We start from the raw sequence: 14,748 nt of genomic DNA, 5'->3' as shown, positions 1-14,748 counted from the left end.
CGTCTGTGGGACGTCAGGGGGCCGGCACGGTGGAGCGGGCGGCGGCCCGGGAGGCCGCGTGCAGCCGCAGGACGCCGGCGGCCGTCGCGCCGACGCCGGTGATCAGGACCACCGCCACCATGACCCGGGCGAGGTGGGGTGACCAGGGCACCGGGGCGACGGACCGGGCGAACACGGCGGCGTTCGCCACCCCGGCGAAGAGCGCCAGACACGCCCCAGCGAGGGCCACCGCGAAGTCGGCTGCCGGGCGGCGGGTCAGCGCGTACCAGCCGGCGGCGACCGCGCCGAGACCGGTGAGCAGCGACCAGATCTGCCCGGACAGCAGCCCGGCCAGCACCCCGCCGACGCCCTGGGCGCCCGCGTCGATCTCCCGTCCCACCGGGTAGGCGACCGCGACCGCGCCGCCGACGACGAGCAGCGCGCCGAGCGTGGCCAGTGCCCGGGCGCCGGCGGGCGCGGCGGCGGCGAACAGGCCGAGCGCGCCCACCGCGAGGAGTCCGACGATGCTCACCGCCCACCAGGTGTACGCGTCCGGCGGCGGCACCCAGTCCAGGGTGCCGCCGATCGTCAGCGGGTCGGTGCCGTCGCGCAGCGGCACCGTCCAGTCCCGGACCCGATGCTCCTGCTCCGGCGCGGCGCGGACCTGCGCCGGTGGCGTCGACTCCGGCCACAGCGCGCGCTGGTCGTGCCAGCGTGCGGTCACGCCGTCGGCGATGCGCCGCCAGGTCGGTGGCGCGGCCGGGTCGGCCTCGGCCGGGAGCGCCGTGTCACCGGCGAGGGTCCGGTTCAGGTACGTGGCGGGGGAGCGGGTGTTCTCGAAGACGCCGTCGGGGCCGATCCGCAGGTACGGCTCGCCGGAGTAGCCGATCACCTCGACCGCCCGGCCGGTGTCGTTCGTCAGTTCCAGGCGGGCGCCCGCCTCGATGACCCGTACCGTCAGGCCGGGCCGGGCGGGCGTGACGCCGGTGACGCGGGCGCGGTAGTCGGTGCCGTCCGGGGCGTCCGCCCCGTGCGCGGCGGCGGGCGCCGCGGTGAGCAGCGTTGCCGCGCACGCGGCGGCGGCGACGAGGCCGGCGCGCGCCAGGGCGGTACGGATCACTTGCCGGCCGCCGCCACGGCTGCGGTGAGGCCCTGCGGGGTGCGGTCGGCGAGCGGCTGACCGTTGACCAGGATGGTGGGCGTGCCGGTGACGTCGCTGCGGCTGGCCTCCTCGGTGACGTGCTCGGTCCACGTCTTGTACGTGCCGTCCTTCACGCAGGTGCCGAACGAGCCCCGGTCCAGTCCCACGCCGACGCCGATGTCGATCAGTTCGTCGTCGCTGAGCCCGGCGCTGCCCTCGGGCGGCTGCTTGGCGAAGAGCGCCTTGGCGTACTCGCGGAACTTGCCGCCGGCCGCCGCGCAGCCGGACGCGGCCGACGAGCGGGTGGAGTACTGGGTGCTGGAGAAGCGGTTGAGGTACGCGACGGGGTGGTACACCACCTTCGCCTTGTTCTCGGACGCCAACTGCTCCAGCGTCGGGCCGCTGCTCTGCTCGAACTGGTTGCAGACCGGGCAGAGGAAGTCCTCGTAGACGTCGACGGTGACCGGCCCGCCGCCGGTGACGATGCCGGTGCCCGGCCCGTTGGCGCCGGGCGGGGTGGTGTAGCTGTCCGAGCGCTGGCTGGACCAGACACCCCAGCCGATCAGGCCGGCGATGACCAGGACGGCGACGGCGGCGGCGGACACCCAGATCGTGCGGCGGCGGCGTCGTTCGCGGGCCAGTTGCTCGCGGACCACCCGGGCCGCGTCCCGCTGACCCTTGCGACTACTCATCCTCGTCCTCCACGGCGGGTTCGGCGGACAGCCACCCGTCCACTGATACGGGCGTACGCGGCCAGATCAACAGAAATCCGGCCAGTACCAAGAATCCCAGGTCCCGCAGGATCTCCGGGAGATAACTCGGTGCCTGCCCCTCGGCGAGCTGCCCGCCGCTGCCGAAGCAGCCGCAGTCGATGGCCAGGCCACGCGTCCAGGCCGAGGAGATCCCGGCGATGAAGACCAGCAGCAGGGCGGCGGAGATGGCTGCGCTGAGCCGGGTGGCCAGCCCGAGCAGCAGGAGCAGGCCCAGGGCCAGCTCGACGAAGGGCAGCGCCGCGCCGAGCACGGTGGCGGCGTCGTACGGCAGCACCTGGTACGCGTTCACGGCCCGACCCGAGGCGGCCAGGTCGCCAACCTTCGACGCCCCGGCGACCAGCCAGACGGCGGCGAGGCCGAGGCGGGCCGCCGTGCCGAGCCACGGCCGGACGGCCGCCCACCGGCCGACCCGCGTGGGGGGTGCAGTCACGCTCATTTGTCGTCCCGTCTCCGCCGGAAGTTCCCGACTCAGCCGGTGCGGGCGTCGTCGACGGCCTCGACCAGCTCGTCGCGGGCCCGGGCGACCCGGGACCGGATGGTGCCCACCGGCACTCCCTCGACGGCGGCGGCCTCGGCGTACGAGAGACCGAGCAGTTGGGTGAGTACGAACGCCGCCCGTCGCTCGGGGCTCAGCCGGCGCACGAGGTCGTTGGCGCCGAGCTGCCCGGCCGGATCCGGGTGCGGACGGTCGGTGTGCGCGTTCGCGGCCAGCCGCTCGTCGAGGCGACGGCGGCGGATCACCGTGCGGAGGTGGTCGGCGCAGGCCCGCCGGGCGATGCCGAGCAGCCAGGTACGGGCGCTGGACCGGCCCTCGAACGCGGGCAGCGCCTTGAACGCCCGCAGGTACGTCTCCTGGGCGAGGTCGTCGGCGCTCTCCGGGCCGACCAGGGCGGCGACGAAGCGCCAGACCTCGGCCTGGGTCGACCGCACGAACACGGCCTGAGCGGTGGGGTCGCCGTCGCGCGCGCTCAGCGCCGACCGGGTCGCCGGGTCCGGGGCGGCGTCACCGGACGGACCAGCGGGACCGCTGGGGCCGGCGGGGCCGGTGTCACGCGGGACGGGGATCACGACACACCAGGTTACGCGGCGCCGGGTGTGACGTCAGGGTCCTTCGGCCCTTGGATGGTCTGCAACACGTCGGGAACTTTTCCCCGTCCTCGATCGACTACCTGCTCATGACACGCGACCTGGCCCGCGCGGCGCTGGCGGCTGAGCGGAATTGAGCCGCCCGTCCGACTCGGCTCGCCGAGATCCAGTGGGGTCGGCGACCATGGCAGGCATGATTGTCGCCCCCCGCCGCTGGGCCGCCCGGTTGGCTGCCGCCGCCGGCCTCCTGGTCACTGTCGTCGCCCTGTTGATCGCGCCGGCCACTCCGGCCAGCGCCCACGCGGTGTTGTCCAGCAGCAGCCCGGCCGCCTCCTCGGTGGTGCCGAACAACCCGTCCGAGGTGGTGCTCACCTTCAGCGAGTCGGTGCGCAAGGTCCCCGACAAGGTCCGGGTGATCGCTCCGGACGGTTCGCGGGCCGACCGGGGGGAGCCGTCGTTCGAGGGCGCCGTGGTGACCATCCCGGTGGACCCGGCCGCCGGCCGTGGCACCTACCTGGTGAGCTTCCGGGTGATCTCCGCCGACAGCCACCCGGTCTCCGGCGCGTTCACCTACTCGGTGGGCGCGCCCTCGACGCCGCCGGTTGACTCCGGCAGCGACAGCCGGGCCAACCCGGTGGTGGGCACGGCCGTGAAGGTGGCCAAGTTCCTCGGGTACGCCGGTCTGGTGCTGCTGGTCGGGCCGGTCCTGGTGCTCGCCGCGCTGTGGCCGCAGCGGCTCTCCCGGCGCGGGCCGAGCCGCCTGGCGTGGGCCGGTCTCGGCCTGACGGCGCTGGCCACCCTCGCCGACCTGTGGTTGCAGGTGCCCTACACCGCCGGCGGTGGCCTCTTCGACGTGACCGGCGCGGGGTTCGGCAGCGTCTTCGGTAGCACCTTCGGTGCCGCCCACCTGGTCCGGCTCGGTCTGCTGGCCGCGGCGGCGTTCCTGCTGCGGCCGTTGCTGGACCGGCCGGCCGGTCGTACCGACGCGATCATCCTGGCGGTGCTCGGCGGCGCCGCCCTGCTGACCTGGCCGCTGGCCGGGCACCCGGCGGCCTCCCCGGCGCCGGCGGTGTCCGTGGTGGTCGACGCGGTCCACCTGGGCAGCATGGCGGTCTGGCTGGGCGGCCTGCTGATGCTCGCGGTCTTCCTGCTGCGCCAGGCGGACGAGCGGGAGTTGAGCGCGATCCTGCCGATCTGGTCGCGCTGGGCGGCGCTCGCCGTCTCGGCGCTGCTGCTGGCCGGCACCGTGCAGGCGTTGATCGAGGTGGCGACCCTCGACGCCCTGGTCAGCACCACGTACGGGCGGCTGCTGCTCGCCAAGATCGGACTCTTCGCGATCGTGATCGCCGTGGCCGCGTACTCCCGGCACCTGGTCCGTCGGCGGGTGGCCGCGCAGCGACCGGTGCCGGTGCGCCGGGCGGTCCTGGTGGAGTTGGCCGTCACCGCCGTGGTGCTGGCCGTGTCCGCGACCCTGGTGCAGACCACGCCCGCCCGCACGGCGGCGGCCGAGTCGTCCGGCGTCGAGGCCGGCCTCTTCACTACCACCCTGAACAGCTCGCTCTTCACCATGCAGGTCGAGCTGAGCCCGGCCGAGCGGGGCAACAACTCGGTGCACCTGTACGCGTACAGCAAGGACAACCTGCCGCTGCCGGTGAAGGAGTGGCGGGCGACCGCCGCGTTGCCGTCGGCCGGCATCGAGCCCATCGACGTGCCGCTGCTGCCGCTGACCGACAACCACGCGTACGGCGACATCAGCCTGCCGGCCGCCGGCGAGTGGCAGTTGAAGATCACCGCTCGCACGACCGACATCGACCAGGCCACGGTGACCGCCACCGTGCCCATCCGTTAGAGAGGCCCACGACACCCATGACCCGACTCCGGCGTACCGCATCCGCCGCTGCCGCCCTGGCGATCACCGCCGTCGCCACCGCCGTGCTCGGCTTCGCCGGGCCGGCCTCCGCCCACGTCACGGTGAACCCGAAGGAGGCGACCCAGGGCGGCTACGCCCGGGTGGCGTTCCGGGTGCCCAACGAGAGCGACACCGCCTCGACCACCAAGCTCGAGGTGGTGCTGCCGGAGAACGCCCCGGTCGGCTCGGTGTCCACCATCCCGGTGCCGGGCTGGACCGTGGCCACGGAGAAGCGCAAGGTGGACCCGCCGATCGAGGTGCACGGCAGCCAGCTCACCGAGGCGGTCTCGAAGATCACCTGGACGGCCACGGGTGACGCGGCGGTCAAGCCGGGGCAGTTCCAGGAGTTCGGCGTCTCGATGGGACCGCTGCCGAAGGTCGAGTCGATGGTCTTCAAGACCCTCCAGACGTACTCCGACGGCAACGTCGCGCGCTGGATCGACGAGCCGCAGCCGGGCGGCGAGGAGCCGGAGAAGCCGGCTCCGGTGCTCACCCTGACCGCCGCCGCGCCGTCGGCGTCGTCCGCCCCGTCCGCCGCGGCCGTCGCCGCGAAGGACGACGATGACGACGAGGGCAACGGCGCCGCGATCGGCCTCGGCGTCGCGGGTCTCGTCGCCGGCCTGGCCGGCCTGGTGCTGGGCGGGTTGGCGTTCGCCCGCACCCGTCAGACCCCGGTCGCCAGGTCCTGATCCGGTCGTTCCCCCGCTGGCCCGCCGGAACATCCGGCGGGCCAGTGTGCTTCCTGCGGCCGAAGGCGGCCGTGCCGTGGATATCCCCTGATCAGCACGCCTACATCGGTAAGGTCGGCCGGGTATCTGGCTACGGAGGGGGACGGTGCGAATGCGGTTCGTGCGGGTGATCACCGGAATGCTGCTGCTGGCCATCGGGATTCCGGCCCTGCTCGCCGGCGGTGGGCTGTGGCTGGTCGCCCGGCACGCCGATCCCGGTGGGACCTTCGCCGCCCGGTTCGAGACCCTGGAGCTGCACGCCGAACTGCGCGCGAGCTGGGTCGGCCCGGCCACCTGGGGCCTGCTGGCGGCAGGGGTGCTGCTGGTGGCGTGCGCGGTGCTGCTCCTGCTGCGTCCACCGCGTCCGCGTGAGGTGGTCTTCGTGGTCGAACCGGATCAGGTGCCGGTCCTTGCCGGCCGGCTCGGGGTCACCTCACTCAGCGGTCTGGGCGTCCGCGACCCCCGCCCGGGCGGGTCGGTGCCGACCGCGCGGCAACTCGCCCCGGTCGGCTCCGGCGCGTCCGAGTGGTCCCGGTCGGCGATCGGCGCGGCGCCGGCCCGGCCGACGCCGGAGGACTGACCCGGCAAGTGGCCCTCCGCGCTGCCGACGCGGAGGGCCACTCTCACCGGGGGAGCGGTGCTACCCGAGCGACGCTTGAGGTAGGTGGGTCCAGATTAGCGCCGATGGTCGTTACTGGGGAGTTGTGTCCATTTGGTGCGACTTTTCAGTGGTGGTGGTGGCCGGCTGGGTGACCCGGATTGGCAGGACCACCAGCAGCAGCAGGCTGAGCAGCACGTAGCCGTTGCGCAGCACGAAGTCGACCGGGTCGTCGGTGCGGACCGGCGCCACACCCCAGTCGTGGAACGACACCACGCCGTAGATGATCAACGCGGCCGTGCCGATGGCGAGCCCGGCGAGCCATCTCCGTCGGCGGAACTCGGCCGGCGAGTTCGCGCTCAACGCCGCGTCCGCCAGCAGCACGACCGCCGGGACGAACCAGTAGATGTGGTGGGTCCAGGTGATCGGGCTGACCAGCGCGCCGACCAGGCCGGTCAGGGTCAGGCCGGTCAGCGCGTCACCGGCGCGCGCCGCCCGGACCGCCCGCCACAGGCCGTACCCGGCCACCACCGCGACCAGGACCAGCCACAGCAGCCGGTCCGGCTTCTCCGGCGCGGTGAGGCGACTGAGCAGGCCGAAGAGCGACTGGTTGCCGGTGTAGTCGGTGCGTCCCACCCGGTCGTTGTCCCACAGTTCCTGCGTCCAGAACCGCCACGAGTCCCCGGGCGCGACCGCCGCCGCCAACAGGGTCGCCGCCGCCGCCGTCGCGCTCGCCACCACGGCCGCCCGCCAGCGGCGGGTGGCCAGCAGGTACACGATGAAGATGCCGGGGAACAGCTTGAGCGCCGTCGCCAGCCCCACGCCGACCCCGGCCCAGCGCCGCGCCTGCGGTACGGCGAACAACAGGTCGGCCAGGATCAGCACGACCAGCAGCATGTTGATCTGCCCGAACGTGATCGTCTCGCGGGTGCTCTCCACGGCTAGCACCAGCAGCACGGCGACGGTCAGCGTGAACGTACGGGGCAGGGCGTGGCGGGCGATCACGGGCAGCACCAGCCACCGGGTGGTCAGCACCACGGCCGCCACCGTGAGCACCGTGAAGATCGCCACGGTGGCGCCGAGCCGGAGCAGGCCGAACGGCCACAGCAGGAGGGCGCTGAACGGCGGGTACGTGAAGTACAACTCCCCCTGCACCCGGTCCGGCTGGACGTAGTCGTAGAGCGGATGACCGGCCGTCCACCAGTCCATCGCCGACATGTAGATCTTCAGGTCGAAGAAGTTGTGCACCAGACCGGGCAGGTAGAGCGCCGGCAGCACGGCGAGCAGCGCCACGATCGTGACCAGCCGACGGACCGTACGGCCGCCGGGATCGTCGTCGGTGACGGCGGGCGGTGCGATGGGTTCGGCTGGCACTTGAGAAACCCTAGCGGTCCACCCGCTCCAGAGCCCGCAGCAGCGGGGCGTGGGCTGCGCGTAGGCTGTCCCGGTGGCTGATCTCCTCGTCTGGATCGACTGTGAGATGACCGGTTTGGACCTCGGCAGTGACAAGCTGATCGAGGTCGCGGCGCTGGTCACCGATCCCGATCTCAACGTGCTCGGTGATGGTGTCGACGTGGTGATCCACGCCGACGAGGCGGCGCTGGAGGCGATGCCGGAGATCGTCCAGACGATGCACGCCAAGTCCGGTCTCACCGAGGAGGTCCGTCGGTCGGCGGTCACCCTGGCCGAGGCCGAGGACCGGGTGCTGGAGTACGTCAGCACCTTCGTCAAGGACCCGCGTACCGCGCCGCTGTGCGGCAACTCGATCGCCACCGACCGCGGCTTCATCGCCCGGGACATGCCCCGCCTCGACGCGCACCTGCACTACCGCATGATCGACGTGTCGTCGATCAAGGAACTCTGCCGGCGCTGGTACCCCCGGGTGTACTTCGGCCAGCCGCAGAAGGGCCTGGCGCACCGGGCGCTCGCCGACATCCGCGAGAGCATCCGCGAGCTGGAGTACTACCGGCGCACCATCTTCGTCCCGCTGCCCGGCCCGGACGTGGAGACCGCCAAGGGCATCGCCGCCGAGCTCTGACCCGGTGCCGTCCGGCCGGCGGGGAACCCGCTGGACGCCGTGCACGGTGGTGGGGCTATTATTGGTCCGCACGACGCCCGGGGCGACAGACCTGGTGTCGGAGGCATGGTGGCTGTAGCTCAGTTGGCAGAGCACCGGGTTGTGGTCCCGGTTGTCGTGGGTTCAATTCCCATCAGTCACCCCAATACGCAGGCCCCCTCTCCGGAGGGGGCCTGCGTCGTCGTAGGGGTTGATCCACTCCGTTTCCAGGAATCCGGGGTGTCCCGTCGGCGGGGACACCCCGGATTCCTGGAACCCGGGTCGGTCTGGGTCAGGCGGTCGGCGTGGGCGTCGGGGTGGCCGCGTCGTCCGCGCCCGCCGCCGGAGCATCCGGGTCGTACGGAAGGGCGCTGCCCTTGACGTACTCGTCCCAGCTCATGTTCCAGTCGGTCCAGCCGTTGCCGTTCTGGAGCTTGCGCTCGGTGCCCTTGACGGTGATCGGGTCACCGACCTCGGTGTTCTTGAACAGCCAGTCGCCGTTCGCCATCGACACGTTCACGCAGCCGTGCGAGACGTTGACGCTGCCCTGCTGGCCCTCGGACCAGGGGGCCGCGTGGATGAACTCCCCACCCCAGGTGAGGCGCTGCGCGAAGTCAATCTTGGTGCGGTAGCCGTCCTCGGGGCCCAGCTCCTCGAACGTGTCGAAGACGGTCTTGCGCAGCTTCTCGATCACGACCATGGTGCCGCTGGACGACGGGGTGCTCTTCTTGCCCAGGCTGACCGGGATGGTCTTGATCACCTTGCCGTCGCGGGTCACGGTCATCCGCTTGGTCTTGTTGTCGACCGTCATGATCAGCTTCGGGCCGATCTTGATGTCCACCGACAGGTCGGCACGGCCGTAGTAGCCGTCGCCCATCGGCAGGCCACCCGCCTGGACGCGGTACGACACCTTGCTGTTCGCCTGCCAGAACTCCTTCGGCCGGTACCGGATCTCGGTCGGGCTGACCCAGTGCCAGATGCCCTCCTGGGCCGGCGTCGAGGTCACCGTCATGCGGCGCTGTACGTCGTCGCGGTAGTCCTCCGGGATGTCCCGGCTGAACTTCACGATCAGCGGCATCCCGACACCGACCTGCTGGTTGTCGCCGAGGAAGCTGCTCACCCGGATCTGCTTGTCGGGCTTGGCCATGGTGGTGAAGGTGCTGGTCGCGGTGGCCGGCCGACCGTCGTCGCCGGTGGCCGTGACCGTGGCGGTGTAGCTGGTGCCGTACTCCAGGGCGCCGCTCGGCAGCCACGACTTGCCGTCCGCCGCGAGCTTGCCCTCGACGGCCTTGCCGGCCGCGTCCTTGAGCTCGACGGTGGTCTCCTGGGCGTCCTTCGCGGCGAAGGTGATCCCGGTGGAGGCGGGGACGTCCTTGGCGTCGGCCGCCGGCTCGCTGATGGTCGCCGACGCCTTGGGGGCCGGGGTCTCGGCGCCGCCCTGCCAGGAGGACGGCTTGCCGCCGTCGCCGTCGGTGCAGGCCGAGGTGAAGGCCAGCGCCACGGCGAGGAGCCCCGCCGCGAGCGCGCGGCGTCGCCCACGGGGCCGGATCAGCTGGTCCTGGCTAGCTCGCATGATGTCCTCACAGTCGTGGTCGCTGACCCATCGTCTCCTAAAGACGTGCCAGAACCGGTCCTGGTTGCCGAGGGTGGGCAGGAACACGCCGACCGCGATGTCGGATTTTTGTTACTATCCGGCGTTTCGTGATTGAGGCTCGTCTTCCGGTCGGAGTCGACGGGTCGTCGCCGCCGTCACGTCGCGGGCAGTGCAAGGGTACGCGCCGGCCCGTGCCATCGGCAGGGCCGGCGCGACGACGCCGGGCGCTCAGAGCGCCGGGCCGGACCCGCCCTGGGGTACCGGCAGCGCACTGCCCTTGATGAACTCCGACCAGCTCAGGCTCCACGCCGTCCAGCCGTTACCGGCGGCGATCTTGCGCTCGGTGCCCTTGATCGTGATCGGGTCACCGATCCGGGTCTTGTCGAACAGCCACTTGGCGTTCGCCATCGACACGTTCACGCAGCCGTGCGACACGTTCTGCCGCCCCTGCACGTGCTCCGACCAGGGCGCGGCGTGGATGTACTCGCCGCCCCAGGTGAGCCGCTGGGCGAACTGGATGTCGGTGACGTAGCGATTGGCCGGGTCCGGATCGTCGCGGGTGTCGAAGACGGTGGCTTCCTTCTTCTCCATCACGACCATCGTGCCGCTGGACGACGGGGTGCTCTTCTTGCCCAGGCTCACCGGGATCGTGCGGGTCAGCGCGCCGTTCTCGTACACCGACATCTTCTTGGTGGCGTTGTCGACCTTCATCACCAACGACCGGCCGATCTTGGCGGTGGCCTTGCGGTCCATGTCGCCGTACCTGCCGTTGCTCAGCGGTACCCCGGCCAACGCGATCCGCACGCTGATGGTGGTGCCCGGCTTCCAGTACTCCGGCGCCCGGTAGTACGCCTGCGTGCCGTTGTCGACCCAGTGCCAGGCACCCGGCTGCGGCGGATCGGTCTTGACGAACATCCGCTTCTGCACCGCCGCCCGGTCCTTCTTGGGGATGCCCGGGTGGAACTCGGTGACCACCGGCATGGCGACGCCGTAGCTCTTGTCGTCGAACAGGTACAGGCCGGAACCAATGGTCGACTTCGGCTTGGCCATCGTCGTGAAGGTGCTGGTGCCCTGGCTGCTCGTGCCGTCCGGCGTGCTCGCCGTCACCGTGGCCGTGTACTTCGTACCCCACTTCAGGGGCGTGGACGGCACCCAGGCCGAACCGTCGGCACGGAGCTTGCCCTGCACGGTGCCCCCGCCGGCCGCGGTCAGGGTGACCGCGGACACCTTCGCCCCGTCCGGCAGCTTCGCGCTGATCTCCGTACTGACCGGCTTGTTCTTCGTGCCGTCGGCCGGGCTCAGCGTCAGCGCCGGACCACTGGGCGCGCTCGGCGCACCGGACGTCGACGGCTCGGCCGAGTCGGGCGCGGCACTGGCGTCCGCCGACGTCCCGCCGACGAATTCTGGTTTCTTCTGCTCGTCGCCGCACCCGGTCAGTGCCAGCGACATCGCCAAGGTCAGCGCGCCCACCACCGCCCCGGCTCGCGTGAACCGTGCCATCCCCACCTCTGTTCTCGCGTACCTGGCGGACATCGTGCCGTATCAGTGCCCGGACCCACGCCCCCGTCCCAGGCGGGACGATCAATTTGTGGCTGTATGCCCGTTAAGCTCGACCGAAGGGGGGAGTCGGGTAACCGGATTGGAGCCCGGGTTGGCGGGGTGCTAATGTTCTCTCCGTTGCCGACGAGCGCCGCTAGCTCAACTGGCAGAGCAGCGGACTCTTAATCCGCGGGTTCGGGGTTCGAGTCCCTGGCGGCGCACCAACGAGCAAGGCCCTGAACTGGCAGATATCTGCCGGTCAGGGCCTTTTTCGCGTACGGCGGGGCGACGAGGTGCGATGCATGCCCTAGAGGCGCAGTGCCGCTCGGACCAGATCAGCGACGGCTCGGGAACGGCTGTGCGGGGGCCAGGCGATGACCGTGGTGACTTCCGGCGCGTCCACGATCGGCACGGCGACGAGATCGTCGTTCAGCTGGGATCGGGCGGAGTCCGGCACGACCAGCACGGTCCGGCCGAGGGCGGTGAGCTGGAAGAGCTGTGAGTGGCTCTGTGCCTCCGGACCTGGGCCGTCGGGATAGGTGCCGTCATTCCCGGGCCAACGCGGCAGAGGCAGGTCGGGCAGCTCGGTCACCTCGCTCAACCGCACACTGCTGCGCGTGGTGAGGGGATGACCGGCCGGCAGGATGGCGACCTGGCCCTCGGTGCGCAGTTCCTCGGTGTCGAACCCGCTCAGGTCGTCGAACGGGTGGTGCAGGATCGCGACGTCGGCACGGCCGGTCCGCAACAGTCGTTCCTGTTCGCCGGGGCCGCACAGCACCACGTCGACGTCGACCGATCCAGGTTCGGCGGCATAGGCGTCCAGCAGCTTCGCGAGCAGCTCGCCGGACGCTCCAGCCTTGGTCGCCAGGACGACTCCGGCCTGACCGGTGACGGCGAGAGCTGCGCGGCGGGTGCGATGTTCGGCTGCTTCCACAGCGTCCAGCGCCGCTCGTCCTTCGTGCAGCAGGACCGCACCGGCTTCGGTCAGGCTCACCGACCGGCTGTCCCGCTTCAGCAGGGCGGTGCCCAGACGGCGTTCGAGCTGACTGATCGCCCGCGACAGTGGCGGCTGGGCCATGCCCAGGCGTTGGGCCGCTCGGCCGAAGTGCAGCTCCTCGGCCACGGCGACGAAGTACCGCAGCTCCCGTGTCTCCACCTGTGGAGCCTAGCCGGGAACAGAGGTGCAGCAATACCGTGCGGGTATCGCTCATGACTCAGGTGGTCTTGGACGCCTTACGGTCCGTGACTCACAGTCGAAGACATGAGTGACAAGAAGATCGCCCTGGTCACCGGGGCCAACAAGGGCATCGGGTACGAGATCGCGGCAGGCCTGGGTGCGCTCGGCTGGAGCGTGGGTGTCGGGGCGCGCGAGCAGACCCGGCGGGACGCGGCGGTGGCACGACTGCGGGACGCCGGGGTCGACGCCTTCGGTGTCCCGTTGGACGTCACCGACGACAGCAGTGCCGCCGCCGCAGCCGAGCTGATCGCCGAACGCGCCGGACGCCTCGACGCCCTGGTCAACAACGCCGGCATCACCGGGGGCAGGCCGCAGCAGCCAAGCAGTGTCGATCCGGCCGTCATCCGCACGGTGGTGGAGACCAACGTCATCGGCGTCATCCGGGTGACGAACGCCATGCTGCCGTTGCTCCGCCGGTCGGCCTCGCCGCGCATCGTGAACATGTCCAGCAGCGTCGGTTCCCTGACCCGACAGTCCGGCCCCGGTGGTGAGACCTCCACGGGTCCGGTCGCGGTGGCCTATGCGCCCTCCAAGTCGTTCCTGAACGCGGTGACCCTTCAGTACGTCCGGGAACTGGCGGACACGAACATCCTCATCAACTGCGCCTGCCCGGGCTTCGTCGCCACCGACCTCAACGGCTTCCGCGGCGTGCGCACTCCCCAGGAGGGCGCGGCGACCGCCATCCGCCTGGCCACACTGCCCGACGGGGGCCCCACCGGCGGGTTCTTCGAGGACGCCGGTGTGGTGCCCTGGTGACGGCTCGCGGCTCTCACCGCCACCGCTGCTCGGTCCAGGCCCGCAACAGCCACTCCATCGGCCCGTACCGGAACCGGCTCAGCCACGCCGCGCTGGCCGCGACCTGCATCCCGTAGATCGCCACCGCGACGAGGAGCACGACCGGCGGTGCGACGGCACCGGCGAGACCCAGGCCGACGCCGGTGAAGACCAGGACGCAGAGCAACGACTGGCCCAGGTAGTTCGACAGGGACATCCGTCCGGCCGGTGCGAGGACGGCGACGACCCGCCGTCCCCGGTCCGTCTCGAAGAACTCGAGGAGGGTGGCGGCGTACGCGGCCGCGAGCAGCGGCGCGGTGAGCACGCCCACCGTCAGTCCGGTCAGGTTGGCGGTGCCGCCGCCCGAGGCGAAGACGACCGCGCCGGCCAGGCCGACCGGATAGCCCACCCGCTGCACCCGGCGCAGCAGCTGCCGGTTCCCCGCGACGTCGGTGAGCAGCCGGCGACGTCCCGCCGCGTACCCGACGAGGAAGGCCGAGAGGGCGAGCGGCCCCTGCACGACGAGCGCGCCGATCATCGCCGGCAGCTGACGTACGTGCTCGGCGATCACCGTTCCGAGCCCGCCCTGTAGCGCCTCGGTGGACCGCTGCCCCGCGGCGAGCGCCGCCGCCGGATCGGTGACCAGTTGGGTGCCGCCGACAGCCGCGAGCGCCAGGACGAAGCCGATCGCACCGGTCAGCAGGACGGCGACGCGGACGGCGGTTTCGACGCGCACTCTCCGCATGGCGAGCAGGACCAGACCGAGCAATGCGTACGTGGTCAGGATGTCGCCCTGGAACAGCAGTACCGCGTGCAGGACGCCGAGCACGAAGAGCCCGGCCAGCCGTCGCCGGAACCGGGGGACGATGTCGACGCCGCGCCGGGCGGCCGAGTCGAGCTGGAGCGTGAAGCTGTAGCCGAACAGGAAGGCGAAGAGCAGGTACGCCTTCATCGTGACCAGCGCCTCGACCGTCCATCCGACCGCCTGGTCGCCCCACGAGTCGTGCGCGGGGTCGGGGACCAGGTGGAAGGAGTAGCCGGAGGCGAAGTAGGCGATGTTGACGACCAGGATGAGGAACAGGGCCACGGCGCGCAGGGCGTCGACGCCGGCGATCCGGGAGACCGCCCCGGGTGACCGTTCGACGATGACTGGCGGGTCTTTCCTGGAGAACGCCACGCGACCACCCCCGTAATCGACAGGAACCGTATTCGTAGGCTAGGAAGCGGCCTGCCCAGGTGACAGCCGGTGAGCGGGACCGTCGTAGGTGGGGCAGGCCCTACCCCGGCAGCGACCGGTCCCCGACAGAGCGCGGGAATCCCGTCCGCGCGCCCCT

14 protein-coding genes and 2 tRNA genes are annotated in these 14,748 nt (G+C 71.5%); 7 read left to right on the top strand and 9 right to left on the bottom strand.

Going from position 1 to position 14,748, the window contains the following annotated elements; translation table 11 throughout:
• Window positions 1–13: 13 nt before the first annotated feature.
• The 4 genes from AC3EN4_RS04125 to AC3EN4_RS04110 are packed head-to-tail and all read right to left on the bottom strand — an operon-like array spanning window position 14 to window position 2,961.
• A complete protein-coding gene (locus AC3EN4_RS04125; RefSeq protein ID WP_435204578.1) occupies window positions 14–1,099 on the bottom strand; it encodes a hypothetical protein in 1,086 nt (361 codons plus the stop codon).
• A complete protein-coding gene (locus AC3EN4_RS04120) occupies window positions 1,096–1,812 on the bottom strand; it encodes a DsbA family protein (protein WP_435204577.1) in 717 nt (238 codons plus the stop codon). The genes AC3EN4_RS04125 and AC3EN4_RS04120 overlap by 4 nt, the downstream gene beginning before the upstream one ends.
• Window positions 1,805–2,329, bottom strand: coding sequence for a MauE/DoxX family redox-associated membrane protein (locus tag AC3EN4_RS04115; protein WP_435204576.1), 525 nt, complete (start codon window positions 2,327–2,329; stop codon window positions 1,805–1,807). The genes AC3EN4_RS04120 and AC3EN4_RS04115 overlap by 8 nt, the downstream gene beginning before the upstream one ends.
• Window positions 2,330–2,361: 32 nt before the next feature.
• The gene (locus AC3EN4_RS04110) at window positions 2,362–2,961 is read right to left on the bottom strand and encodes a sigma-70 family RNA polymerase sigma factor (RefSeq protein WP_435204575.1); all 600 of its coding nucleotides are present in this window, start codon (window positions 2,959–2,961) and stop codon (window positions 2,362–2,364) included.
• 202 nt (window positions 2,962–3,163) lie between these two features.
• Between AC3EN4_RS04110 and AC3EN4_RS04105 the strand changes: the two genes are divergently transcribed.
• The 3 genes from AC3EN4_RS04105 (at window position 3,164) to AC3EN4_RS04095 (ending at window position 6,196) form a co-directional block, all read left to right on the top strand.
• Window positions 3,164–4,828 (top strand): copper resistance CopC/CopD family protein, encoded by a 1,665-nt coding sequence (locus AC3EN4_RS04105; RefSeq protein WP_435204574.1) that lies wholly within the window; start codon window positions 3,164–3,166, stop codon window positions 4,826–4,828.
• A gap of 17 nt (window positions 4,829–4,845) precedes the next feature.
• Window positions 4,846–5,577, top strand: coding sequence for a YcnI family copper-binding membrane protein (locus AC3EN4_RS04100; RefSeq protein ID WP_435204573.1), 732 nt, complete (start codon window positions 4,846–4,848; stop codon window positions 5,575–5,577).
• Window positions 5,578–5,722: 145 nt separating this feature from the next.
• The gene (locus tag AC3EN4_RS04095) at window positions 5,723–6,196 is read left to right on the top strand and encodes a hypothetical protein (RefSeq protein ID WP_422738604.1); all 474 of its coding nucleotides are present in this window, start codon (window positions 5,723–5,725) and stop codon (window positions 6,194–6,196) included.
• 111 nt (window positions 6,197–6,307) lie between these two features.
• On the opposite strand, the gene AC3EN4_RS04090 is transcribed toward AC3EN4_RS04095, so the two are convergent.
• Window positions 6,308–7,588: a glycosyltransferase 87 family protein gene (locus AC3EN4_RS04090; protein ID WP_435204572.1), complete on the bottom strand. Its 1,281-nt coding sequence runs from the start codon at window positions 7,586–7,588 to the stop codon at window positions 6,308–6,310.
• Between the two features lie 73 nt (window positions 7,589–7,661).
• On the opposite strand from AC3EN4_RS04090, the gene orn reads away from it, so the two are divergent.
• Both orn and AC3EN4_RS04080 read left to right on the top strand, forming a co-directional pair.
• Window positions 7,662–8,252: an oligoribonuclease gene (gene orn / locus AC3EN4_RS04085; protein WP_308195323.1), complete on the top strand. Its 591-nt coding sequence runs from the start codon at window positions 7,662–7,664 to the stop codon at window positions 8,250–8,252.
• A 108-nt stretch (window positions 8,253–8,360) separates the two neighbouring features.
• A tRNA-His gene (locus tag AC3EN4_RS04080) sits at window positions 8,361–8,436 on the top strand.
• A gap of 126 nt (window positions 8,437–8,562) precedes the next feature.
• On the opposite strand, the gene AC3EN4_RS04075 is transcribed toward AC3EN4_RS04080, so the two are convergent.
• Together AC3EN4_RS04075 and AC3EN4_RS04070 are read right to left on the bottom strand one after the other, a co-directional pair.
• Complete coding sequence (locus AC3EN4_RS04075) at window positions 8,563–9,843, bottom strand: L,D-transpeptidase (RefSeq protein WP_422740594.1); 1,281 nt, start codon at window positions 9,841–9,843, stop codon at window positions 8,563–8,565.
• Between the two features lie 249 nt (window positions 9,844–10,092).
• Window positions 10,093–11,364 (bottom strand): L,D-transpeptidase, encoded by a 1,272-nt coding sequence (locus tag AC3EN4_RS04070; RefSeq protein ID WP_435204571.1) that lies wholly within the window; start codon window positions 11,362–11,364, stop codon window positions 10,093–10,095.
• Window positions 11,365–11,551: 187 nt separating this feature from the next.
• Between AC3EN4_RS04070 and AC3EN4_RS04065 the strand changes: the two genes are divergently transcribed.
• A tRNA-Lys gene (locus AC3EN4_RS04065) sits at window positions 11,552–11,627 on the top strand.
• Between the two features lie 83 nt (window positions 11,628–11,710).
• Here AC3EN4_RS04065 and AC3EN4_RS04060 read toward each other — a convergent pair.
• Window positions 11,711–12,559, bottom strand: coding sequence for a LysR family transcriptional regulator (locus tag AC3EN4_RS04060; RefSeq protein WP_435204570.1), 849 nt, complete (start codon window positions 12,557–12,559; stop codon window positions 11,711–11,713).
• 105 nt (window positions 12,560–12,664) lie between these two features.
• Here AC3EN4_RS04060 and AC3EN4_RS04055 point away from each other — a divergent pair, with 105 nt between their 5' ends.
• Window positions 12,665–13,396, top strand: coding sequence for an SDR family oxidoreductase (locus AC3EN4_RS04055; protein WP_435204569.1), 732 nt, complete (start codon window positions 12,665–12,667; stop codon window positions 13,394–13,396).
• Window positions 13,397–13,409: 13 nt separating this feature from the next.
• Here AC3EN4_RS04055 and AC3EN4_RS04050 read toward each other — a convergent pair whose 3' ends face one another.
• Window positions 13,410–14,591, bottom strand: a complete 1,182-nt coding sequence (locus tag AC3EN4_RS04050; RefSeq protein ID WP_435204568.1) for a DUF418 domain-containing protein — start codon at window positions 14,589–14,591, stop codon at window positions 13,410–13,412.
• Window positions 14,592–14,748: the final 157 nt, after the last annotated feature.

The sequence above is a fragment of the Micromonospora sp. bgisy143 genome, assembly GCF_057708145.1.
The sequence above is the reverse complement of the archived record's forward strand: the minus strand, read 5'-3'. Positions and strand labels throughout refer to the sequence as shown.